Here is a 24,945-nt window from a genome sequence, read left to right as displayed (position 1 = left end):
AACATCCGCAACATGCCGACCCCCAACACCAAGCCGGCGGGTTCCTACCATCATGGCGACCTGCGGCGGGCGCTGCTCGACGCGGCGCTGGAGCTCGTGGCGGAGAAGGGGCCCCAGGGGTTCACGATGAGCGAGGCGGCCAAGCGCGCGGGTGTCAGCACCGCTGCCCCGTACCGGCACTTCGCGGACAAGGACGCCCTGCTGGGCGAGGTCGCCGAACAGGGATTCGCCGTCCTCGGGCAGGCGCTGGACCGCATCACCGCCCGCGGCCGGGACCCTCTGGACCTGCTGGTCCGGCTCGGCCGCGGCTACGTGCGCTGGGCGCTGGCCAACCCGGACCACTACAAGGTCATGTTCGACGACGCCCACGGCGCGCTGGACTTCACCGACGTGCGGCCGGCCGGCCGGCACACCTTCCTCGTCCTGTTGAACGCCATCGAGGCCGGCCAGCAGGCGGGACTGCTCCGGACCCAGGACCCCCGCGCCGTCGCCGGTCCACTGTGGTCGGTCATCCACGGCATCGCGCTGCTGCAGATCGGCCACAAGTTCCGGGCCGTCGGAATCAAGGAGGGCGCCGAGGTCCTCGCCGCCCGCACCGTCACCGCGCTGCTGCGCTCCCCCGACATCGCGGCGACCGCGTAGTCACCCGGACAGCCGCACGAACCGACGGAGCCGAGGACGCGTCTTCCTCGTCCTGCTCCCGGGTGGGCCACCTGCCAGAAGTTGGCCGCGGCCGTATCCTCCTGACCCCGTGAACTCCCTCGCCGGTCGCATCCGCCTGTAGCGCACACTCGCTGCGCCTGCTCAGTCGTCGGCTACTTGTTGCCGGTCCGGCACTCGGCAGCACGGGGGTGGGTCTCGTACCACGACACGATCGCGCGGGCGACCTCGCCGGCATGGCGGCTCATGATCGTGAAATGGTCGCCGGGCAGGGTGCGGACGTCCACGGGGAACGGCCAGTCCTGGCGCCACTCCTCGTCGGCGAGCGGGGGTTCGCCGGCCGGGGTCTCGGGCGGGTTCGCCGCCTTGAGCAGCAGCTCGGGCACGGCGAGGGCGCGGTCGAGTCGCCACTGGTCGAGATACATGCCGATGTAGAGGACCGACGCGGTGATCTTCTCGAACGAGTAGTTCTCGGCCCGGGTGATCGCCTGGTACTGCTGGCGGAAGAAGTCCAGCATGCGCGGCGGAAGGTTGTCGTTGGTGTGGACGTCGATCAGCACCACACCGGCGGGCAGGTGGGCCTCGGCGAGTTCCAGGGCGGCGGCGATCTCGTGGACGAGGGCGCCGCCACCGGAATAGCCGACCAGCAGGTAGGGCTGGTCGCCGACCTCGCGGCGCACGGCGTCGGCGAGGGTGTCGACCAGTGCCGCCCAGGTGGCCGCCACGGGTGTGTCGGTCTCGTAGCCGGGCGGCACGATCACCGTCACGTCGGCGATGCCGGTGAAATGTGTGGCGAGGGCGCTGTAGTTCAGCACCGGTTCCCAGGTGGCGATGGACGGCACGCAGACGAGCTTGGGCAGCTTCGTGCCGGCCGCCAGCGTGGTGGTGCGGACCCCGCCCGTGAGTTCGGCGACGGTGGCGGCCCGGTCCCGGACCGCGGCGGCGGCCCGGGCGAGGTCGTTGGCGACGGGCTGGAGGCCGCGTTCGACCAGCGCCGCGTAGACACCGACGAAGTCGCGGTTCGAGGCCGGCGCCTCCGGCGGCGCGGCGAGCCGGTCGAGGAGGTCACGGGCCGCGGCACGCGGGGTCTCGTGGTCGAAGACCCAGGTGACCGGCAGCGTGAGGTCGAGGGCGCGGCTGAGGCGGTTGCGCAGCTCGACGGCGGTCAGCGAGTCGAACCCGGCTTCCCGGAACACCTTCGTCGCGGCCAGGCCTCCGTCCGCGACGTCGTGGCGGAGCACGATCGCCGCTTCCCGCCGGACCAGGTCGGTCAGAACCTCCATTTTCGCGCCCGCGTCCAGGGTGGCGAGATCGGCCGGGCCGGGGGCGACAGCCGTCGCCCGGGGGAGGAAATCGCGCAGCATCGGGTCGGTCGTGCCGCGCTCGCGAAGCGCGGCCCGGTCGATCCGAACGGGCACCAGCACCGGTTCGTCCGCGGCCAGGGCCACGTCGAGCAGCCGCAGCCGCTCGGTGTCCGGCAAGTCGTCCCAGGCCAGGGCGGTCGCGGGGAGACCCGCCGCGCGGCGACGAGTGGCCAGCGCGTTCAGGAAGGCGCCGGCGGCGGCTTCCTCGGCCCGACCGGCAGTGCTCAGCACGCCCGCGGCCGAGGAGAACAGCACGAACGCCCGAAGGTCCTGCTCACGGGTGAGTTCGTCCAGATGTCGGGCGGCGTCGAGGTCTCCGGCGTGGATCACGGCGGTCAACGGCCCGTTGGCGGCGAGCAGTTCCGCGGCCTGGTCACGATCGGCGATGTCGCCGCGCACCACGCGCACGGCCTCGCCGTGCTCGGCGACCAGATGCTCGGCGACGATGCTGCCGAACGCGGTGTCGCCGGTGATCAGCACGGTGCCGGCCAGGGTGCGCTCGACCGGCGGCCGGTCGAGCCGGGCCAGCCTCGGGACGAGCACTTGGCCGTCCCGGACGACGATCTGCCACTCCCCCGAGTCCAGCACGGCCGGGATCGGGCCGGGAGCGTCGACGAGCACGAAGCGATCGGGCGTTTCGGCCGCCGCGCTGCGCACCAGGCCCCATATCGACGCCGCGACCGGGTCCGTGGCCGCGCCGTCGGTGGCGATCACCAGTCTGGTCGGTCCGGTGCGGAATCGTTGCAGGGCTTCGACCACAGCTTCGCGTGACGTGTCGGGCGCTACGCGGAGCAGCGCCCACGGTTGGTCACCACCGTCGTCGACGGAGGGCAGTTCGACCGTGCCGACCGGCTGGTCCGGGATCGGAATCCAGCTCACCACGTACGGCCTGGGCGCGAAGGGCAGCGGCCGGGTGCTCAGCGAGCCGATCGTGGCGACCGGCCGGCCGGCGTCGTCGGCGATGGTCACGGCCAGGTCGGCGGTGAGCCGCACCCGGAGGGCAGTGCCGGCGGTCGCGTGCGGTGCGAAGCCGTGCCACGCGGTCACCGGCCCACCGGCAAGCTGCGCAACGGATTCCAGCAGGGCGGGGTGGATGACATACCCGGCCGGATCGGCGTCGGTCGCGAGTTCGGCGTACCAGGTGTCGCCGTCGCGCCAGGCCCGGCGCACGGTGCGCAACGCCGGATCGCAGTCGTAGCCCGCGTCGGCGAGGGTTTCGTAGAAGTCGTCGACGGCGGTTCCGGCCGGTGGCCACTGGGTCAACGGTTCGGGAGTGTCGGAGACGGTGGACAGGGTGCCTTCGGCGTGGCGGGTCCACTCGTCGGCGGTGCGCGAGTAGATCTCGATCGAACGCAGCCCGGCCGGGCCCGGTTCGCCCACGACGACCTGCACGGTGACGCGGTCCTCGTCGAGCACCAGCGGCGCCGTCAGGGCAAGTTCGTGCACCACCGGGCTGCCGACGTGCTGGCCCGCGCGCGCCGCCAACTCCGGGAACAGTGCGCCCGTCAGGTCGGACGCGCGGGACACCGTGCCGGACAGGACCACGCCGCGCCCCTTCGGGTCGGGCAGCGCCGCGCCCAGGATCGGGTGGTGCACGGAGTCCAGGCCGAGCCGGGAGACGTCGGTGGCCGGGTCGGGCAGCAGCCAGTAGCGGCGGTGGGTGAACGCGGTGGTGGGCACCGGGGCCGGCTTGGCCTCGGGCAGCACGGACGTCCAGTCGACGGGGCCGCCATGGGTGAAGATCTCGGCGAGGGAGCGGACGTACCGGTCGGTGCCGCCGTCGTCCCGGCGGAGCATGCCGATCACCGACGCGTCGGTGCCGGCGAGGGTGTCGGAGATCGGCGCCGCGAGCACGGGATGGGTGCTGACCTCGACGAACAGCCCGAAGTCGCGCAGGTTGGCGATGGCGTCGGCGAAGCGCACCCGCTGCACGAGGTTGCGGCCCCAGTAGCCCGCGTCGATCGGCTCCCGGACCCAGTCGGCGTCCACAGTGGACATCCACGGCACCGTCGGCGCCTGACCGCGGACGTCGGCCAGCAGCTCCAGCACCTTGGCGGCGATGGGCTCGGCGTGGCGGGTGTGCGAGGCGAACGACGCGGCGACGGTGCGCACGCGGACGTCCCGCTCGCGGTAGTGCCGCTCGACCTCGGCGATGGCCTCGTCCGGCCCGGCCAGCACCACCGAGCGGGGTCCGTTGACGGCCGCGATCTCGATGCCGTCCCACGGCTCGATCTCGGCCGCGGGCAGCGCCACGGTCAGCAGGCCGCCGCCCCGGCCCAGGTCGGCGCCGGTGGCGGCGCGCAGCGCGACCACCTTGGCCGCGTCGGCGAGGGAGAGCGCACCGGCGACGCAGGCCGCGGCGATCTCGCCCTGGGAGTGGCCGACGACCGCGTCCGGCCGCACCCCGTGCGAGGCCAACAGCGCGGCCAGCGACACCATCACCGCGAACGTGACCGGCTGCAGCACCTCGACCCGGTCCAGCGACCCGGCGCCGAGCACGACGTCACGCAGCGACCAGTCCACATAGGACGCAAGCGCCTGCTCGCACTCCTCCATCCGGGTCGCGAACACCGGCTGCGATCGCCACAGGTCACGGCCCATGCCCACCCACTGCGCGCCCTGCCCCGGGAACACGAACACCGTCCTGGGTTCGTCCCCGGCGACGGCGGTGACGACGTCCTCCGCCGAGCGGCCGGCGGCGAGCTCGGGCAACCCGTCACCCAGGATCACGGCCCGGTGCTCCCACCGGGCGCGGGAGGTGACCAGCGAGCGGGCGACGCCGGCGCGGTCGACGCCCGGCTGGGCCAGGTGCTCGGCCAGCCGGGCAGCCTGGGCGGCGAGCGCCGCGGCGCTGCGCGCCGTCACCACCAGCGGCACCGGCCCGGCCGGCTCGACCGGCAGCACCGCGGATTCGACCGACGGGGCCTCTTCGAGAATCGCGTGCGCGTTCGTGCCGGCGACCCCGAACGACGACACGCCCGCGCGGCGCGGATGCCCGTTGCGCTTCCATGGCAACGCCTCGGTCAGCAACTCGACGGAGCCCTGCGACCAGTCCACCTTGTCGGTCGGACGGGTCACGTTCAGCGTCAGCGGCAGCAGGTCGTTGCGCAGCGCCAGCACCATCTTGATCACCCCGACCACGCCGGCGGCCAACTGGGTGTGGCCCAGGTTGGACTTCACCGAGCCGAGCCGCAGCGGTGTCTCCCGGTCCTGCCCGTACACGGCCATGATCGCCTGCGCCTCGATCGGATCGCCGAGCACGGTGCCGGTGCCGTGCGCCTCGACGGCGTCCACTTCGGACGCTCGGACACCCGCGTTGGCCAGTGCCTGCCGGATCACCTTCTGCTGGGCCGGACCGTTCGGCGCGGTCAGCCCGTTGGACGCGCCGTCCTGGTTCACCGCCGATCCCCGCAGCACGGCCAGGATCTCGCGGCCCTCCCGCACGGCGTCGGACAGTCGTTGCAGCGCGAGGACTCCGACGCCTTCGGACCAGCCGGTGCCGTCCGCGTCAGCCGAGAACGACTTGCACCGCCCGTCGGCCGCCATCCCGCCCAGCCGGGTGACCTCGGTGAACGCCACCGGAGTCGTCATCACGGTCGCGCCACCGGCCAGCGCCAGTGAGCACTCCCCCGCGCGCAGCGACTGCGCCGCGAGGTGCAGCGACACCAGCGACGACGAGCACGCGGTGTCCACCGTGATCGACGGCCCGTGCGTGCCGAGCACGTAGGAGACCCGGCCGGACAATGCGGCCGGGGCCGAGCCGGTCAGCAGGAACCCCTCCGACTCGCTGCGCGACTCGCTGCCGTAACCCTGGCTGGTCGCACCCATGAACACGCCGAGTTCGCTGCCGTGCAACGAGGTCGGGTCGATGCCGGCCCGCTCCAGCGCCTCCCAGGAGCTCTCCAGCACCAGCCGCTGCTGGGGGTCGGTGGCCGCCGCCTCGCGCGGGGAGATGCCGAAGAACTCGGCGTCGAAGTCGCCCGCGTCGTCCAGGAACGCGCCGTGGCGGCTGATCGAGCGCCCGCCGGCGGCCTCGTCGTCGCCGAACAGCGCGGCCAGGTCCCAGCCGCGATCGGTGGGGAAGCCGCCGACGATGTGACGACCGGACGCCAGCAGATCCCAGAACTGCTCCGGGGTGTCGATGCCGCCGGGCAGGCGCAGGCCGATGCCGACGATCGCCACGCCCTCGCCGCGCTCGGCCTCCAACTCCGCGACCCGGGCGCGGGCCCGGCGCAGCTCGACGGTCATCCGCTTGAAGTACTCGACGTTCTTGTCGTCCATCGTCAGCTCAGCTTTCTCACCAGGTGACGGGCAGTTCGTGCAGCCCGAACACCGCGGACTCGTACTTGAACGGCAGCTCGTCGAACGGGACGGCGAGGCGCAGCCCGGGCAGGCGGGCGAACAGCGTGTCGAACACGATCCGCATCTCCAGCCGGGCCAGGTTGGCGCCGAGGCACTGGTGTGGCCCGTAGCTGAAGGAGACGTGGCCGCGGGTCACGCGCCTGATGTCCAGGCGGCCCGGGTCCGGGAACGCGTCGGGATCGAAGTTCGCGGCCTGGCCGAGGCCGATGACGCCCTCGCCGGCCCGGATGGTGACGCCCGCGATCTCCACGTCCTGCGCGGCCACCCGGGTGGTGACCAGGTCGCCGACGTTGAAGTAGCGCACCACCTCCTCGACCGCGTCCGGGGTGAGCGACGGATCGGCCCTGATCGCGGCCAGCTGGTCGGGGTTCTCCAGCAGCGCGACGATGCCCAGCGACGTCGCGTTGGCCGTCGTCTCATGGCCGGCGATCAGCAGCAGGAACGCCAGCGACACCAGGTCGTCGTGGTCGTAGGCGCCCTCGGCGCGACGCTTGCGGACCTGACGGCCCAGCAGGTCGTCGCCGGGGTCCTTCTCGGCGGCGAGCACCAGGCCGTCCAGGTAGTCCTGCAACTCGTTCATGGCGGTCAGCCGCTCCATCGGCGTCGGGCCGCGGCTGGTCATCGTGGTGCTGCGCTGCTGGAAGAACTCGTGTTCGGCGTACGGGACGCCGAGCAGTTCGCAGATCACCAGCGAGGGCACCGGCAGCGCGAGCGCCTCGACCAGGTCGGCCGGGCGCGGACCGGTGACGACGGCCTCGACGTGCTCGTCCACGATCTGCTGGATCCTCGGCTCCAGCTCCAGGATCTTGCGCATGGTGAACTCGCCCTGCACGTAGCGCCGTGCGACGGTGTGCGCGGGCGCGTCCATGCTGAACATCGACGGCTTGAGCCGGCCCGGCGGCTGCGGGCCGATCCCGAACAGGTCCGGATAGCCGGGGGCCTCGCGGTCGGCGCTGAACCGGGGGTCGTTGAGCATCGCCCGGACGTCGGCGTTGCGGGTCAACGCCCACACCCGCTGCCCGGAGCCCAGTTCGAGCTGCTGCGCCCGGTCCTGGGCGAGGTAGCGCGTGTACTCCTCCGGTGGTGCGAACGGGCACCCCCGGCGGCTCATCGGGAAGCTGACGCGTTCTGGTGCGCTCACCGGTGTTCTCTCCCTGTGTGGTCAGCCGAGTTCCCGGTCGAGGAACTCGAACAGGTTGTCCTCGGTCACCGAGTCGAGATCCGGTTCGAGACCGGCGTCGGGTGCCGCCACCACGCGCAGCAGGTCCCGCAGCCGCTCGGCGACGTCCGCCGCCGCGCCGGGATCCAGCTCGGGCAGGGCGGTGGCGAGGTCGTCGAGTTGGCGGCGGATGCCCGCCAGCGGGTCGGGCGGGGCGAACAGCAGCGTGCCGAGATGGTCGGCCAGCGCCACGGGCGTCGGGTAGTCGAACACGACGGTCGCCGGCAGCGTGCGGCCGGTGCGGGCGCCGAGACGGTTGCGCAGCTCGACGGCGGTGAGCGAGTCGAGCCCGGCATCGCGCAGCGCCCGACCGGGTGCGGGCGCGCTGTCCAGGCCGAGCACTGCCGCGGCCTCGGCCTGGACCAGGGCGAGCAGGGTGGCCGGATCCAGCGGCAGATCCGGCGTCGCGGCCTTCGGCTTGCTGGCGACGGAACCGGTCAGCCGGGTCAGCAACGCCGGCACCGGCCGCTCTCGCAGGGCACGCAGGTCCGTGATCATCGGCACCAGCTGGGCCCGGTCCGACCGTAGCGCCACGTCGAACAACCGCATCCCCTCGGCCGCGTCCAGTTCCCTGGTGCCGGGGAACCGGTTGAGGCCCGCGTTCAGGCCGCCGAGTTCCTGCTGCCACGGTCCCCAGGCCAGCGAGACCGCCGGGTAGCCGGCCGCGCGGCGACGCGCGACGACGCTGTCGGCGTAGGCGTTCGCGGCGCAGTAGGCCGCCTGGCCCGCGTTGCCGAACACCCCGGCGGCCGAGCTGAACACCACGAAGGCGGCCAGGTCGAGTCGCCGGGTCAACTCGTCGAGATGGGTCACGGCGTCGGCCTTGGGTCGCAGCACCCGATCCAGCGCCAATTCGTCCACTGTGGACAGAATGCCGTCGGCCAGCACACCCGCCGTGTGCACGACCGCGGTCAGCGGAGTGGGCGCGGCGGCGAGCGCCGCGGCCACCTGGTCGCGGTCGGCCACGTCGGCCGCCACGAACTCGGCTCGGGCGCCGAGCCCGGCCAACCGGGCCCGCAACTCGTCCGCGCCGGGCGCCGCAGCGCCCTGTCGCGACACCAGCAGCAGCGACCGCACGCCGTGCGCACCGGCCAGGTGCTCGGCGGTCAACGCGCCCAGCGCACCGGTGCCGCCGGTGATCAGCACGGTGCCCTCCGGGTCGAGTGGCACGGGCTGGACCAGCACGTTCTTGCCGACGTGCTGCGCGCGAGCCATCGCGTGATACGCCTCGGGCGCCCGCTCGGCCGCCCACCGCGTGATCGGCGGCAGGGTCAGGTCCCCGGACTCGAACAGCCCGACGACCCGGCGCAGCAGCTCGCCGATCCGTTCCGGCCCGGCCTGTTCCAGGCTGAACGCCCGGTAGCCGGGGATGCCTTCCCGGATGTCGGTCTTGCCCATCTCCAGGAACCGGCCGCCGGTCGCGAGCAGGCGCAGCGACGCGTCGGTGAACTCGTTGGCCAGCGCGTTCAGCACCACGTCAACCGGCGGGAACCGCTGCTCGAAGGCCAGCGTCCGCGAGTCGGCGACATGATCGGCGGGCAGTCCGCGGGCCACCAGCAGGTGCTGCTTGGCCGGGCTCGCGGTGGCGTAGACCTCGGCGCCGAGATGGCGGGCCAACTGCACCGCCGCTGTGCCGACACCGCCGGTCGCCGCGTGCACCAACACCTTCTCCCCGGCTTGCAGCCCGCCGAGGTCGATCAGCCCGTACCAGGCGGTGAGGTAGGCGATGGGAACCGCGGCCGCCTCGGCGAACGTCCAGCCCGGCGGGATCGGGATCACGGTCCGCACGTCGGCGATCGCATGCGTGGCATGCGCGTTCGCGACGACGCCGAACACGCGGTCGCCCGGACGCAGCGTCGTCACGCCCGGCCCCACCTCGGTGACGACGCCCGCCGCCTCGGAGCCGAGCGCCTCGGCCTGGTGAATGCCCAGCGCCATCACGACATCGCGGAAGTTCAGCCCGGCCGCACGGACCTCGATCCTGAACTCCCCGGGCCCGGGGTCGGTCAGGCTCAGCGGCACCGGGGCCACGCCGTCGGCGGTGCCGCTACCGGTGATGGCCAGCCGCCACGGATCGGTGCCCCGCACCGCGTGCCGCACCAGCCGGGGCACGCGCAGCTTTCCGTCCACAAGGGACAGGTGCGGCTCGCCGGCGGCGGGCACGGCGGCCGTCGGATCGTCGGTCTCCACCAGCACGAAGCGACCCGGGTGCTCGGCCTGCGCGGCCCGCACCATGCCGCCGATCGCCGCCGCCACCGGATCATCGGCGGCCGGGCCGGTCACCACGGTGAGCGGATCCGCCGCGTCGACGGTGGCGCGCAACGCGGTGAGCACCTCGGCCAAGGCCGCGCGGACCGGTCGATCCGACGGTGCCCGCAGGACAGACGCCGCGGTGCCGGTGGCCGAGACCGGTTGCCAGTCGACCGCGTAGAGGTGCTGCTGGGTGTCCGTCATGGGCTTGCTGACCAGGGAGTCCAACGTCAGCACGGGCGCACCGGCGAAGTCCGTCGCGACGAGCTTCATGGCGTCGCCGGTCAGCGTGAGTCGGACACGCAGCTCACGAGCGCCGTCACGGTGCACGGCCAGCCCGGTCCACGCGAACGGCAGTCGGACCTGGCCCGGTTGCGCGCCGATGATCGCGGCGTGCAGGGCGGCGTCGAGCAGCGCCGGGTGCACGGCGAAGCCATTGCCCTCGGCATCCACCGTGATCTCGGCGAACATCTCCTCGCCGCGCCGCCACGCGGCCCGCAGGTTCTGGAAAGCGGGCCCGTATTCGTAGCCGACGTCGGCCAGATGCGGGTACAGATCTGCCACGTCAAGTGGGTCCGCGCCAGCCGGCGGCCACTCGGGCATCGGTACGGGATCCGGCGCGTCGGTGGACAGTTGGCCGGTTGCGTGTCGGGTCCACCCGCCGCCGTCCGCTCGCCCGTGAATCGTGAGCGCGCCGGCTCCGTCGACCGCGACCCGGACAGCAACCGGGCCGTCGAGGATCAGCCGCGCCTCGATCACCAGTTCCGCCAACACCGGACGCCCCGCCCAACGGCCGGCCTGTACCGCCAGTTCGGCCAACAGCGCGCCCGGGGCCAAGACGGTGCCGTGCACCGCGTGATCAGCCAGCCAGGGCTGCGTGTCGGTGGACAGTCGCCCGGTCAGCACCACCCCACCGGACTCGGGATCCTCGACCACCGCACCCAGAACCGGGTGCCCCGCGGCGACAAGGCCCGCCGACGCGACGTCCGCGCGACCGGAGGGCATCAGCCAGTACCGCCGGTGCTCGAACAGGGTCGTGGGAATCGAAGCCAGCGGCACGTCCGGTATCACGGACCGCCAATCGACCCGGCCGCCCTGCACGAACACCTCGGCCATCGAACGCAGGAACCGCGCACGGTCACCCTCGCCGCGTCGCAAGCTCCCCACCGCCACCGCATCGGGCGCGGTCTCGGCGATCGCGGGAACCAGCACCGGATGCGCGCTCGACTCCACGAACAGCCCGAAGCCGTCGCCGGTCAACGCCGTCACCGCATCGGCGAACCGCACCGGCTGCCGCAGGTTGCGCACCCAGTAGTCCGGCCCCGGCGGCTGATCCACCCAGGCCAGGTCGACAGTCGAGAACCAGGGAATTCGCGGAGTCCGCGGACTGATCCCGGCCAGCAACTCGACGATCCTCGGACCGATCGACTCCACCTGCGAGGTGTGCGACGCATAGTCCACCGGCAGCCGCCGCACCCGCACGTCGAGGGCCTGGTAGTGACGCTCCAGTTCGTCCAGCGCAGCCGGTTCGCCTGCCACCACCGTGGCGGCTGCGCTGTTCACCACGGCCACCTCGACCCCGGCCGGCAACTCGATCTCGTCGGGGGCGAGCGCGATCGACAGCATTCCGCCGCGCCCGGCCAGATCCTCGGCGATCACCCGACTGCGCAACGCCACGATCTTCGCCGCGTCAGCCAGCGACAACGCGCCGGACACGCAGGCCGCTGCGATCTCCCCCTGCGAATGCCCGAGCACCGCGTCCGGCCGGAAGCCCACTGACTCCCACAACGCGGCCAGCGACACCATCACCGCGAACGACACCGGCTGCACCACGTCCACTTGGTCCAGCCCACTGAACAAGTCCTCCAGCGACCATCCCAAAGCCGCCGCACACTCCACCATCCGCTCAGCGAAAACAGGCTCGGACATCAACTCCCGGCCCATGCCCACCCACTGCGCGCCCTGCCCCGGGAACACCAACACCGTCCGGCCCAGATCGCGCGCGATCCCGGTCACCACTTCCGGCGACGCGAAATCACGCAGCCCGGCCGCGCTCAACGCCACCGCACGATGCCGATACTCGGGCCGCGCGACCACCAAACTACGGGCCACCCCTGCCAACGGCATCTCCGGCGAGAGGTGATCGGCCAGCCGAGAAGCCTGCGCCACAAGCGAAGCCGGCGTGCGCCCACTCACCACCAGCGGTGCCGGAGCAGTCGGCATTGCCACCGGTTCGACGGCGGGCGGCTCCTCGACGATCACATGCGCATTGGTGCCCGACACCCCGAACGACGACACACCCGCCCGCCGGGGACGGCCGTTACGCGGCCAAGCCGACGACTCGGTCAGCAACTCCACCGCGCCCGACGACCAATCCACCTTGCTGCTCGGCGCGTCCACGTGCAACGTCCGCGGCAATCGACCGTGCCGCAACGCGAGGATCATCTTGATCACACCGGTCACGCCGGCCGCCGCCTGGGTGTGGCCGAGATTCGACTTCACCGAGCCCAGCAACAGCGGCGCGTCCCGATCCTGGCCGTACGTCGCCAGCAGCGCCTCGGCCTCGATCGGATCACCCAGGGTCGTGCCGGTGCCGTGCGCCTCGACCGCGTCCACATCGGACGGCCGGAGGGCGGCATTGGCCAGTGCGCGGCGAATGACGTCCTGCTGGGCGGGGCCGTTCGGTGCGGTGAGGCCGTTGGACGCGCCGTCCTGGTTGACCGCCGAGCCCCGCAACACCGCCAGCACCTCGCGGCCTTCGGCCAACGCGTCGGACAAACGTTGCAGGACAAGCACGCCGACGCCCTCGGCCCAACCAGTGCCGTCCGCGGCCTCGGCGAAGGACTTGCAGCGCCCGTCACCGGCCAGGCCGCGCTGGCGAGCGAACTCGATGAACACGGCCGGCGTCGACAACACCGTCGCGCCACCCGCCAACGCCAACGAACACTCCCCCGCCCGCAACGCCTGCGCCGCGAGATGCAACGACACCAACGACGACGAACAGGCCGTATCCACCGTCACCGCCGGCCCACGAACCCCCAGCACATACGACACCCGACCGGCCGCCACACTGCCGGAGGTGCCGATCCCCAGATAGCCCTCCACCTCCGGAGACTGCGCGCCCAACCCGTAGTCGTGGTACATCAGCCCGGTGAACACGCCGACATCACTGCCACGCAACGAATCCGGCGCGATACCCGCCCGCTCCAACGCCTCCCACGACGTCTCCAACAACAACCGCTGCTGCGGATCCATCGCCAACGCCTCACGCGGCGAGATCCCGAAGAACTCCGCGTCGAAGTCGCCGGCATCGCTGAGGAATGCCCCGGCCCGGGTGTAGGTCGTGCCCGGCTTCTCCGGGTTGGGGTCGTAGAGCGCGGCGAGATCCCAACCACGATCGGCAGGGAAACCGGTGACCACATCCCGGCCCTCGTCCAACAACTCCCAGAACTGCTCCGGAGTCGCAACGCCACCCGGCAACCGCAGGCCCATGCCGACGATCGCGATGGGGTCGGCGGACTCGACGGCGGCCGACCGGGCCGGCACCGCTTCGGTCGCACCGCCCAGCAGCCCGGCGAGGTGTGCGGTCAACGTCTCCGGATCGGGCCGGTCGAACACCAGCGTCGCGGGCAGCCGCAGACCGGTCGCGGCGGCCAGACGGTTGCGCAGATCAACGGCGGTCAGCGAGTCGAACCCGAGGTCACGGAACGCCCGGCGTGGCTCGATCGCCGGCTCGGGCAGCCCCAGCACAGCGGCGGCCTCGCGCCGCACCAACGCCGCGACATCGGTGGGCGCGGCCACCGACGACACCGTCCGGCGCACCGGCCCGGCCAGCCCGCGCAAGATCGCCGGCAGGCGATCGTCCAGCGCAAGGCGGCGCAGTGTCGGCACGCTGACCGACAACGGCACCAGCAGCTCGTGATCCGAGCCCAGCGCCTCGTCGAACAACCGCAGCGCGTCCGCCGTCGGCAGGGCGCGCATGCCGTTGCGCTCCAGGCGTCCCGCATCGGCGGTCGCGGTCATGGTGCTGCGGTCCTCCCACAGGCCCCACGCCAACGACCACCCCGGCAAGCCGGCCGCCCGGCGCCGCGCGACGAGATCATCGGCGCATGCGTTGGCGGCGGCATAGTTGGCCTGTCCGGCATTGCCGAGAACGCCGGCCGCTCCCGAGAAGACGATCAGCGGCGCCGAGGTCAACTCGTCCAGATGGCGCAGCGCGTCGACCTTCGGCCCGAACACCGCGTCCAACCGCGCCGCGTCCTGTCCGGCCAACGTCGCATCCGCGATCACGCCGGCCGCGTGCACCACCGCCGACACCGGGCCGGCGAGCGCGAGCAGACCTTCCACCTCGGTCCGCACCGAGACGTCGCAGTCGACAAGATCCACGTCCGCGCCGAGGGCGAACAGTCGGTCGCGCAGTTCGGTCGCTGCGTGGGCGGACCGCGAAGCCAGCACCAGCCGCCGCGTGCCGTACGCCGTCACCAGGTGCTCAGCGAGCAGACCGCCGAGGGTGCCGGTGCCGCCGGTCACCACGACCGTGCCGGTCAGGTCGATCGTCGGCTCGCCGGGCTGCGCCGGCACCAGGCGGGGCGCGAAGACCTTGCCCCCGCGAAGACTGATCTCCCACTCACCGATCGCCGCCGCGCCGGCCGCGACGCCGAGAGCATCACCGTCGGCCAACAGCACCCGACCCGGCTGCTCGGCCTGCACCGACCGGACGAAACCCCGAACCGCGGCATCCGTGGTCCACACGACCAGGCCATGATCGTCAATGACCCTGCGGACCTTGTCCAGGGTGGCGAGGACGGCGGTGCGTGAATCGGTCTCCGGGACGCGGTGGAGCTCCCAGTCGCCGCGAGGCGCCGACGGCACGGCGACCGGTACCCAGTCCACTGTGTACAGTCGGCCCCGACGTACCGCGGTCGTGGTGAGCGGCCGGGTGTCCATGCCGTCCAGCGTGAGCACGGGCGACCCCGACTCGTCGGTCACGAGCAGGGCATTGCCCGCGCCCAGCCGAACCCGCACCGACCGCGCGCCCGCTGCGTGCACGGCCAACCCGTGCCAGACGAAAGGAACCTCGACCGGGTCGTCGGTGGCCTGGTCACGTCCCGCGATGTGCAGCGCCGCGTCGAGCAGGGCCGGATGAACGGCGAAGCCGTCGACGTCGCCGTCGAACGCGACCTCGGCGAAGAGGTCGCCGCCACGTCGCCATGCCGCTCGCACTCCTTGGAAGGCCGGGCCGTATTCGTATCCGGCCTTGGCCAGGCGCGGATACAGGTCGGTGACATCCAGTTCCTCGGCACCGGCCGGCGGCCACTCGGGCATCGGCGCGGGATCCGGCGCGTCGGCGGACAGTCGACCGGTCGCGTGCCGCGTCCATTCCCCTTCGTCGGCTCGGGCGTGCATCACCAGCGCGCCATTGCCGTCCACGGCCACCCGCACCGAGACCGGACCGGCCGGCGTCAGCGGCGCTTCGATCACCAACTCGGCCAGCACCGGCCGCCCGACCCGGTCACCGGCCTGCACCGCCAATTCGGCCAACAGCGCACCCGGCACCAACACCGTGCCCCGCACCGCGTGATCAGCCAGCCACGGCTGCGAGTCGGTGGAAAGCCGCCCGGTCAGCACCACCCCACCGGACTCGGGATCCTCGACCACCGCACCCAGGACCGGATGGCGGGCCGACTCCAACCCCGCCGACGCGACATCCGCGGTGCGAGCGGGCATCAGCCAGTACCGCGTCGACTCGAACACCGTGGTCGGGACCGGGGCCAGCGGCACATCCGGTATCACCGACAGCCAGTCGACCTGGCCGCCCTGCACGAACACCTCGGCCACGGAGCGCAGGAACCGCCGGTGATCACCCTCATCCCGACGCAGGCTGCCCACGGCCACTGCATCCGGTGCGGTCTCGGCGATCGCCGACACCAGCGTCGGATGCGCACTCGACTCCACGAACAACCCGAAGCCGTCATCCGCGAGCGCGGCCACCGCATCGGCGAACCGCACCGGCTGCCGCAGGTTCCGCACCCAGTAATCGGGGCCGAGTTCGCCGTCGATCCACTCAGCGTCCACAGCGGACATCCAGGGGACCCGGGGCGGCTCGGTCCGGATGCCCGCCAACTCACCGGCGATGCGGTCCGCGACCGCATCCACGTGCGCGGTGTGCGAGGCGTAGTCCACCGGCAGCCGGCGGACCTGCGCCCCCAGCTCGCGGTAATGCCGCTCCCGCTCGTCGAGCGCGGCCGGGCTACCGGCCAGCACGACCGAACGCGGGCCGTTGACCACCGCGATCTCGGTGTCGCCCGGGTCCACGTCGTCGGCGCCGATCCCGACCGACAGCATCCCGCCGCGCCCGGCCAGTTCCTCGGCGATCACCCGGCTCCGCAACGACACGATCTTCGCGGCGTCGGCCAGCGACAACGCACCGGCCACACAAGCCGCCGCGATCTCGCCCTGAGAATGCCCGATCACCGCATCGACCCGCAGCCCGTGTGCCTCCCACAGCGCCGCCAGCGACACCATCACCGCGAACGACACCGGCTGCACGACGTCGACCCGGTCCAGATCCCCGAACAAGTCGTCCATCCCCAGGGCCGCGGCACATTCCGCCATCCGAGCGGCGAAGACCGGGTGAGACATCAGCTCCCGGCCCATCCCCGCCCACTGCGCACCCTGCCCCGGAAACACCAGCACTGTCCGGCCGAGGTCCCGCGCAACTCCGGTCACCGCGTCGGCCGAAGCGAGATCCTCCGGGGTCAATGCCACCGTGCGATGCCGAAACACCGGCCGCGCGACCACCAAACTCCGCGCCACCCCGGCCAACGGCATCTCCGGCGACAGGTGATCGGCCAGTCGAGAAGCCTGCGCGGCCAGCGACGCCTGGCTGCGACCGCTGACCACCAGCGGCGTCAAGCCGGCCGGTGCCGGCACGGCTTCGGCAGCAGCAGGCGGCTCCTCGACGATCACGTGCGCGTTCGTGCCCGACATGCCGAAGGACGAGACGCCGGCTCGCCGTGGCCGGTCGACCACCGGCCACGCGGTCGCCTCGGTCAGCAGCTGGACGGCCCCGGCCGACCAGTCGACCTTGCTGCTCGGCGCATCTACGTGCAGGGTGCGCGGCAGCACGCCGTGGCGCAGCGCGAGCACCATCTTGATCACGCCGGTCACGCCGGCCGCCGCCTGGGTGTGGCCGAGGTTCGACTTCACCGAGCCCAGGAACAGGGGCGTGGCCCGATCCTGCCCGTACGTCGCCAGCAGCGCCTGGGCCTCGATCGGATCGCCGAGCGTGGTGCCCGTGCCGTGGGCCTCGACGGCGTCCACATCGGACGGAGCGAGGCCGGCACTGGCCAGGGCCTGGCGGATCACCGCGCGCTGGGCGGGGCCGTTGGGCGCGGTGAGGCCGTTCGACGCGCCGTCGGAGTTCGTCGCGCTGCCGCGCAGCACCGCCAGCACCTCCCGTCCCTGCGCGACCGCGTCGGACAGGCGTTGCAACACCAGCACGCCCGCGCCCTCGGACCAGCCGGTCCCGTCGGCGTCCTCGGCGAACGAGCGACAGCGCCCGTCCGGGGAAAGCCCGCCCTGCCGGGAGAACTCGACGAACCCGATCGGTGTCGCCATGACGGTGACACCGGCGGCGAGCGCCATCGAACACTCGCCCGACCGCAACGCCTGCATGGCCAGGTGGGTTGCCACCAGGGAGGACGAGCAGGCGGTGTCCACCGTGACGGCCGGCCCGCGCAGGCCGAGGACGTAGGCCAGTCGCCCGGACAGCACGCTCAGCGATGAGCCGGTGAGCAAATAGCCTTCGGCACCCGGGACCGCGCCCTGCGCGTCCATGCCGTAGGGCTGCATGGCGCCGCCGACGAACACGCCGACCGTGTCGCCGCGCAGCGAGCTCGGGTCGGTTCCGGCGCGTTCCAACGCTTCCCACGCGGTTTCCAGCAGCACGCGCTGTTGCGGATCCATGGCGAGCGCTTCGCGCGGCGAGATGCCGAAGAACTCGGCGTCGAACTGGTCCGCGTCGGTGAGGAAGCCACCCTGGCCGGTGGACGCGTCGAGGTCGGCGGGCCAGCCGCGGTTGTCGGGGAATGGGCCCACGACGTCCTCGCCACGCACGAGCAGGTCCCAGAAGTCCTCGGGGGCCCGGACGCCGCCGGGCAGCCGGACGCCCATGCCGACGATCACGATCGGGTCGTCGCCGACGCTCACCGCGGGCGCGGCGACGACGGATGCGGCCGCCGCCCCGCCGAGTTGTTCGTGCAGGTGGGCGGCGATCGCGATGGCGTCGGGATGGTCGAACGCGAGCGTCGCGGGCAGGGTCAGGCCGGTGGCGGCCACGAGCCGGTCCCGCAGCTCGACCGCGGTCAGGGAGTCGAATCCGGCGTCACGGAACGCGCGCTGGGGGTCGAGCGCGGCGGCGTCGGCCAGGCCCAGCACCCGAGCGGCCTCGGTGCGCACGATCCGCAGCAGCTCCGACCGGTCGAGAACACGCCTTTCCCGGACGGGCTCCGGCTCGGCCGCGAAGCCGGCGAGCAACGGGCTCGGCCGGGCCGCGGTGAAGAGGTGGACGAACCGGGGCCAGTCCATCCGCGCCACCACGGTGGTGGTTCGCCCGAGTACGTCGTCCAGGGCCGCGAGGGCGGACTCGGGCGGGAGGCCGAGCACGCCACGACGGGCCAGTTCGGCCTGGTCGGCGGCGGAGACCATGCCGCCGCCGGACCACGCGCCCCAGGCGATCGACGTGGCGGCCCGGCCGCGGGCGTGCCGCTGCTCCGCCAGGGCGTCGAGGTAGGCGTTGGCGGCGGCGTACGCGCCCTGCCCGGCCGCGCCCCAGACGCCGGCGACCGACGAGAACAGCACGAACGCGTCGAGGTCCCCGGTCAGCTCGTCGAGCAGGGCCGCACCGGTGACCTTCGCGGCCAGGACCTCGGCCAGCATCGCGTCGTCGTACTCGGCGATCGGCCGCAGGCCACCGGGATGGCCGGCGGCGTGCACGACGGCGTCGGGTGGGTAGGCGGCCAGGACCGAGGCGAGGGCGGCCCGGTCGGTGACGTCGCAGGCGACGCCGATGGCACGGTCGCCGAGCCCGTCGGCCTTGCCGCCGCCCCGGCTGAGCAGCACCACGCGCTGGGCGCCGCGAGCGAGTGCCCACCGGGCGACGTGAGTGCCCAGGGCGCCGGAGCCACCGGTGACGAGGACGGTGCCCCTCGGCGTCCACCCTGGCGCGCCGGTCGTCGGCACCAGACGACGGGCGTGCACGCCGGTCGACCGGATGGCGACCTGGTCCTCCGGCCCGGCCAGCACCGCCAGCAGCTGGTCGGCGAATCCGGGGCCGGCGGGCAGGTCGATCAGACCGCCCCACGCCCGTTCGAGGGCGGCGACCCGACCGAGACCCCACACCTGGGCCGCCTCGGGATTGGTCACCGGACCGTCGACTCCGACCGCGCCGCGGGTGACGGCCCAGACCGGCGCGTCGGTCCGGTGCAGGAGGTGCATCAGGTCGCGGGCGTCGTCGACGACGGCGAGCACGTGGTCACCGTCGTCGGCCACGGTCAGGCCGTGCTCGGCGAGTTCGGCGGCGAGGGCGTCGTCGCCGATGACCTGCCAGCGGCCGTCCGGCACGGCGGCCGGGAGCTCGACCCTGGTCCACGTGATCTCGTGGACGGTCTCCCGCTCCACCGGACGGTCCGCGGCGATCCAGAACCGCTCGTGCTGGAAGGCGGTCGTCGGCAACGGCACGAAAGGCGCGTCGGGCACGACCGCCGTCCAGTCGACGTGCCCGCCGCGCGCGAAGATCCGGCCCAACGCGAGGTAGGCCGTGCGGACCTCGTCGCGGTCGCGCCGCGTCAGCGCCACCGCGCCCGGCACCAGGCCGGCGAGCACACCGCCGGGACCGAGTTCGAGCACGACGTCCGCGTCCATCGTCGCCACGGCGTCGGCGAAGCGGACCGGTCGGCGGACCTGCTGGACCCAGTACTCGGCCGAGCAGGCTTCTTCGTCGGTCAGCCCGCGACCGGTCACCGTGGACACGATCGGGATCCGGGGCGGCGCGAACGACACCGTCTCGGCCACCGCGCGGAACTCGTCGAGCATCGGCTCGACCAGCGCCGAGTGGAAGGCATGGCTGACCCTCAGCCACCGTGTCCGCCGGCCGATCGCCTCGACCGCGGCGGTCAGTTCCTCCCGGTCGCCGGACAGCACCACCGAGTTCGGGCCGTTCACGGCGGCGATCAGGTGGTCGTACGCGGCGACTTCGGCTTCGCTCGCCTCCACCGCGACCATCGCGCCGCCTTCGGGCAACGCCTGCAGCAACCGGCCCCGCGCCGTCACGAGTCGCGCGGCGTCGGCCAGGTCGAACACGCCGGCCACGTGAGCGGCGGCCAACTCCCCGATGGAATGACCGGCGAGCGCCTGCGGCCGCACGCCCCAGGACGTGACCAGCGTGTGCATCGCCACCTCGACCGCGAACAACGCGGCCTGGGTGTTGACGGTCTGATCCAGCGCGCCGTCGTCCGTGCTCAGGATCTGCCTCACCGGCAGCTCGAACGCGGCGCAGACCTCGTCGAAAGCCCGCGCGTAGACCGGGAACGCATCGTGGAGCCGCATGCCCATCCGCAGCCGCTGCGCGCCCTGACCGGCGAAGACAAACGCCACCCGTCCCGCCCCGAGCGGGATCAGGTCCAAGTCGCGCAGCCCCGCGGCCGCCTCGGCCACGTCGCCGGCCACCACGACCGCGCGGTGTTCCCAGGTGGCACGGGTCGTGACCAGCGACCGCGCCACCGACACCAGCCGGCCGGCGGCCAGGCCGTCGGCCAGCCGCTTTCCTTGCTCCCTCAGCGCTTCCGGGCTCCGTGCGGACAGCACCAGCGGCACCACGGTGTCGGGGACCGCGGGCGGTTCGGCGGCAACCGGCGGCTCCTCGATGATGACGTGCGCGTTGGTGCCGGACACTCCGAACGACGACACACCGGCCCGGCGCGGACGGTCCGAACGTGGCCAGGCCTGGGGTTCGTCGAGCAACGACACGGCGCCGGCCGCCCAGTCGACCTCGGTCGACGGCTGTTCGACGTGGAGCGTGCGCGGCAGCGTCCCCTTGCTCAGGGCGAGCGCCATCTTGACCACGCCGGTCACGCCCGCGGCGGCGGCGGTGTGCCCCACGTTGGACTTGACCGAGCCGAGCCACAGTGGCCGGTCACGGTCCTGGCCGTAGGTGGCGATGATGGCCTGGGCCTCCATCGGGTCGCCGAGCCGGGTGCCGGTGCCGTGGCCCTCCACGACGTCCACATCGGACGGTTCCAGGCCCGCGTCGGCCAGGGCGGCGCGGATCACGCGCTGCTGCGCGGGGCCATTGGGCGCGGTGAGGCCGTTGGAGGTGCCGTCGGAGTTGATGGCCGAGCCGCGCACGAGCGCGTGCACCCGGCGCCCCTGGCGCAGCGCGGTGGACAACCGCTGCACGACGAGCACGCCGACGCCCTCGCTCCAGCCGGTCCCGTCGGCGCCGCTGCCGAACGAGCGGCACCGGCCGTCGGGCGACAGGCCACGCTGGCGGGAGAACTCGATGAACGCGTCCGGCGTCGGCATCACCGTCACCCCGCCGACCAGCGCCGATTCGCACTCGCCCGCGCGCAGTGCCTGCCGGGCCAGGTGCAACGCCACCAGGGACGACGAGCACGCGGTGTCCACGGTGAGCGCGGGCCCGGTCAGGCCGAGCACGTAGGCCAGCCGCCCGGAGAGGACCCCGGCCGAGGTGCCGGTGAGCGTGTAGCCCTCGGCGTCGCGCGCGCCGATGCCGTACGGCTGCGCCGAGGCGCCCATGAACACCCCGACCTGGCGGCCGGACAGCGAGGTCGGGTCGATGCCCGAGTGTTCCAGCGCCTCCCACGCGGTCTCCAACAGCACCCGCTGCTGCGGGTCCATGGCCAGCGCCTCGCGCGGCGAGATGCCGAAGAACGCCGCGTCGAACCCGGCCGCGTCAGCCAGAAAGCCGCCGTGACGGGTGTACGTCCTGCCGGGCGCCCCGGGCTCGGGGTCGTAGAGGTTGTCGAGATCCCAGCCCCGGTCGGTCGGGAAGTCGCCGACGGTGTCGCCGCCGAGGTCCAGCAACCGCCAGAACGCCTCGGTGTCCTCGACTCCGCCCGGCAGCCGGATGGCCATGCCGACGATCGCCAGCGGCTCGGCCGACGCCGTCGCGCCCCGGGTCGAAGCGACCTCGGGCGTGCCTTGCATCAGCTCGCCGAGGTGGCGGGCGAGCGCGATCGGGGTCGGATGGTCGAAGGCGACGGTGGCGGGCAGCGCGATGCCGGTGGCGGTGCGCAGGCGGTCGCGCAGCTCGACCGCGGTGAGCGAGTCGAGGCCGCTGTCCCGGAAGGCCCGGCCGGGGCTCACCGTCTCGTCCAGCCGCAGCACCGCCGCGACCTGGGCCCGCACCAACTCGACCAGGTCGTCCGCCGCGGCCACCGGTTCCGGAGCTTCGGCGGGCAGTTCCGGCGCGAGACCCGTCGCGCCGGCCGGGAGCCAGTAGTGGCGGTGCTCGAACACCGTCGTCGGAATCGGCACCGGCCGGGCCTCGGGCAGCAGCTGGGACCAGTCCACGACGCCGCCGCGTACGAACAACTCGGCGATCGACCGCAGCAGCCGGTCCGGCCCGGCGTCGTCGCGGCGGAGCGTGCCAACCGCGGCGGCCTCCGGCAGCGTGTCGGTGATCGCGCCGGTCAGCAGCGGGTGGGCGCTGGCCTCCACGAACAGGCCGTACCCCTCCGCGCCGAGCGCGGCCACGGCGTCGGCGAACCGCACTTGCTGACGCAGGTTGCGCGCCCAATAGTCCGGCCCGAGCGGGCCTTCCACCCACTCCGCGTCCACAGTGGACATCCATGGAATCCGCGGCTCGGCCGTGGTGAGCCCGTCCAGCGCTGCGGCGAGTTCGCCGGCCGCCGCATCAACCTGGGCGGTGTGGTACGCGTAGTCGACCGACAACATCCGCACCCGCACACCACGCGCGCGAAAGTCTCGCTCCAACCGGGCAAGGACATCCGGGTCGCCGGCCAGGACGGTGGACTCGGGGCTGTTGACGGCGGCGACCTCCACCCCGTCGGGCGGGTCGATGTCGCCGGGAGCCAACGCCACCGAGAGCATGCCGCCCCGCCCGGTCGCCTTCTCGGCAACGGCCCGGCCGCGCAGCTTCACCAGCTTCGCCGCGTCAGCCAGCGACAACGCGCCGGACACGCAGGCCGCCGCGACCTCACCCAGCGAATGCCCCACCACCGCGTCCGGCCGGAAGCCCACCGACTCCCACACCGCCGCCAGCGACACCATCACCGAGAACGCGATCGGCTGCATGAGCTCGACCCGGTTCGTGTCCGCGAGCAGGTCGTCCGGCTGCCACTCCAACGCCGTCGCGCACTCGGCCATCCGCGCGGCGAACACCGGATGGGCCATCAACTCCCGGCCCATGCCGGCCCACTGCGCGCCCTGCCCCGAGAGCACCAGAACCGACCGGGCCGGCTCGCCCGCGTCACCGGTGACGACCTCCGGGTGCGGCCGGTTCACCGCGAGCGCCCGCAAACCGGCCAGCGGTTCGCCCAGCACCACGGCGCGGTGCTCGCGCAACGCCCGCGTCTCCACCAGCGCCCGAGCCGTCCCGGCCACGTTCCCGAGCTGATCGGCCAGTGCGGCCGCCTGCGCCGCGAGCCCGGTCGCCGTGCGCGCGGACACCACCAGCGGCGCCGGAGCGTCAACCGTCGGGGCCACGGCGGCGGGCGCGGCTTCCTCGACGATCACGTGGGCGTTGGTGCCCGACACTCCGAACGACGACACGCCGGCCCGACGCGGCCGCTCCCCACGCGGCCACTCCCGCGCCTGCGTCAACAGCTCCACCGAACCGGACGACCAATCCACCTTGCTGCTCGGCGCGTCCACGTGCAGCGTCCGCGGCAATCGACCGTGCCGCAACGCGAGGATCATCTTGATCACACCGGTCACGCCGGCCGCCGCCTGGGTGTGGCCGAGATTCGACTTGGCCGAGCCGAGCCACAACGGCGTCTCGCGATTCTGCCCGTACGTCGCCAGCAGCGCCTCGGCCTCGATAGGGTCGCCCAGGGTCGTGCCGGTGCCGTGCGCCTCGACCGCGTCCACATCGGACGGTCGCAGGCCGGCCGACGCCAGCGCCCGGCGGATCACCTCCTGCTGGGCAGGGCCGTTGGGCGCGGTGAGGCCGTTGGATGCGCCGTCCTGGTTGACCGCCGAGCCCCGCAACACCGCCAGCACCTCGCGGCCTTCGGCCAGCGCGTCGGACAGCCGCATCAGCGCCAGCACACCGACGCCCTCGGCCCAACCAGTGCCGTCCGCGGCCTCGGCAAAGGACTTGCAGCGCCCATCCACCGAGAGCCCCCGCTGCCGGGAGAACTCGATGAACACCGCCGGCGTCGACAACACCGTCGCGCCACCCGCCAACGCCAACGAACACTCCCCCGCCCGCAACGCCTGCGCCGCAAGATGCAACGACACCAACGACGACGAACAAGCGGTGTCCACCGTGACCGCCGGGCCCTGCACACCGAGCACGTACGACACCCGACCGGCGGCGACGCTGCCGGAGGTGCCGGTACCGAGGAAACCCTCGACCTCACGGGACTGCGCGCCCTGCGCGTAGTCGTGGTACATCAGCCCGGTGAACACGCCGACATCACTGCCACGCAACGAATCCGGCGCGATACCCGCCCGCTCCAACGCCTCCCACGACGTCTCCAACAACAACCGCTGCTGCGGATCCATCGCCAACGCCTCACGCGGCGAGATCCCGAAGAACCCGGCGTCGAACGCACCGGCGTCAGCGAGGAATCCGCCGTGCCGGGTGTGGGTGGTGCCGGGCGTCGCGGGGTCGGGGTCGTAGAGCGCGGCGAGATCCCAACCCCGATCGGTCGGGAAACCGGTGACCACATCCCGACCCTCGTCCAACAACTCCCAGAACTGCTCCGGAGTCACGACACCGCCGGGCAACCGCAGGCCCATGCCGACCACGGCGATCGGCTCGGCGGTCCGATCGGCGAGGCGGGCGTTCTCCTGCTTGAGCCGCTCCTGCTCCAGCAGCGC

3 protein-coding genes and 1 pseudogene are annotated in these 24,945 nt (G+C 72.9%); 1 reads left to right on the top strand and 3 read right to left on the bottom strand.

Annotated elements, in window-relative coordinates; genetic code table 11:
- Positions 1 to 12: 12 nt before the first annotated feature.
- Positions 13 to 642 carry a TetR/AcrR family transcriptional regulator gene (locus BJ998_RS37945; protein ID WP_184868081.1) on the top strand — a complete coding sequence of 210 codons (630 nt, stop codon included), beginning with the start codon at positions 13 to 15 and terminating at the stop codon, positions 640 to 642.
- A gap of 173 nt (positions 643 to 815) precedes the next feature.
- Here BJ998_RS37945 and BJ998_RS37940 read toward each other — a convergent pair whose 3' ends face one another.
- The 3 genes and pseudogenes from BJ998_RS37940 to BJ998_RS46775 form a co-directional block, all read right to left on the bottom strand.
- Entirely contained in the window at positions 816 to 6,311 is a 5,496-nt protein-coding gene (locus tag BJ998_RS37940) for a beta-ketoacyl synthase N-terminal-like domain-containing protein (RefSeq protein WP_446685017.1), read from the bottom strand.
- A gap of 10 nt (positions 6,312 to 6,321) precedes the next feature.
- On the bottom strand, positions 6,322 to 7,497 hold the full coding sequence (locus BJ998_RS37935; protein WP_184869200.1) for a cytochrome P450: 1,176 nt from the start codon (positions 7,495 to 7,497) through the stop codon (positions 6,322 to 6,324).
- 51 nt (positions 7,498 to 7,548) lie between these two features.
- A pseudogene (locus BJ998_RS46775) lies at positions 7,549 to 24,885 on the bottom strand (SDR family NAD(P)-dependent oxidoreductase); the annotation flags it as partial.
- Positions 24,886 to 24,945 lie beyond the last annotated feature (60 nt).

The organism is Kutzneria kofuensis, assembly GCF_014203355.1.
In the GTDB taxonomy this organism is placed as follows: domain Bacteria; phylum Actinomycetota; class Actinomycetes; order Mycobacteriales; family Pseudonocardiaceae; genus Kutzneria; species Kutzneria kofuensis.
The sequence above is the reverse complement of the archived record's forward strand: the minus strand, read 5'-3'. Positions and strand labels throughout refer to the sequence as shown.

Bases quoted from the DNA above. Each gene is read 5' to 3' on its own strand.
- BJ998_RS37945 (WP_184868081.1), top strand. From the start codon at position 13: ATGCCGACCCCCAACACCAAGCCGGCGGGTTCCTACCATCATGGCGAC.
- BJ998_RS37935 (WP_184869200.1), bottom strand. From the start codon at position 7,497: ATGAGCCGCCGGGGGTGCCCGTTCGCACCACCGGAGGAGTACACGCGC.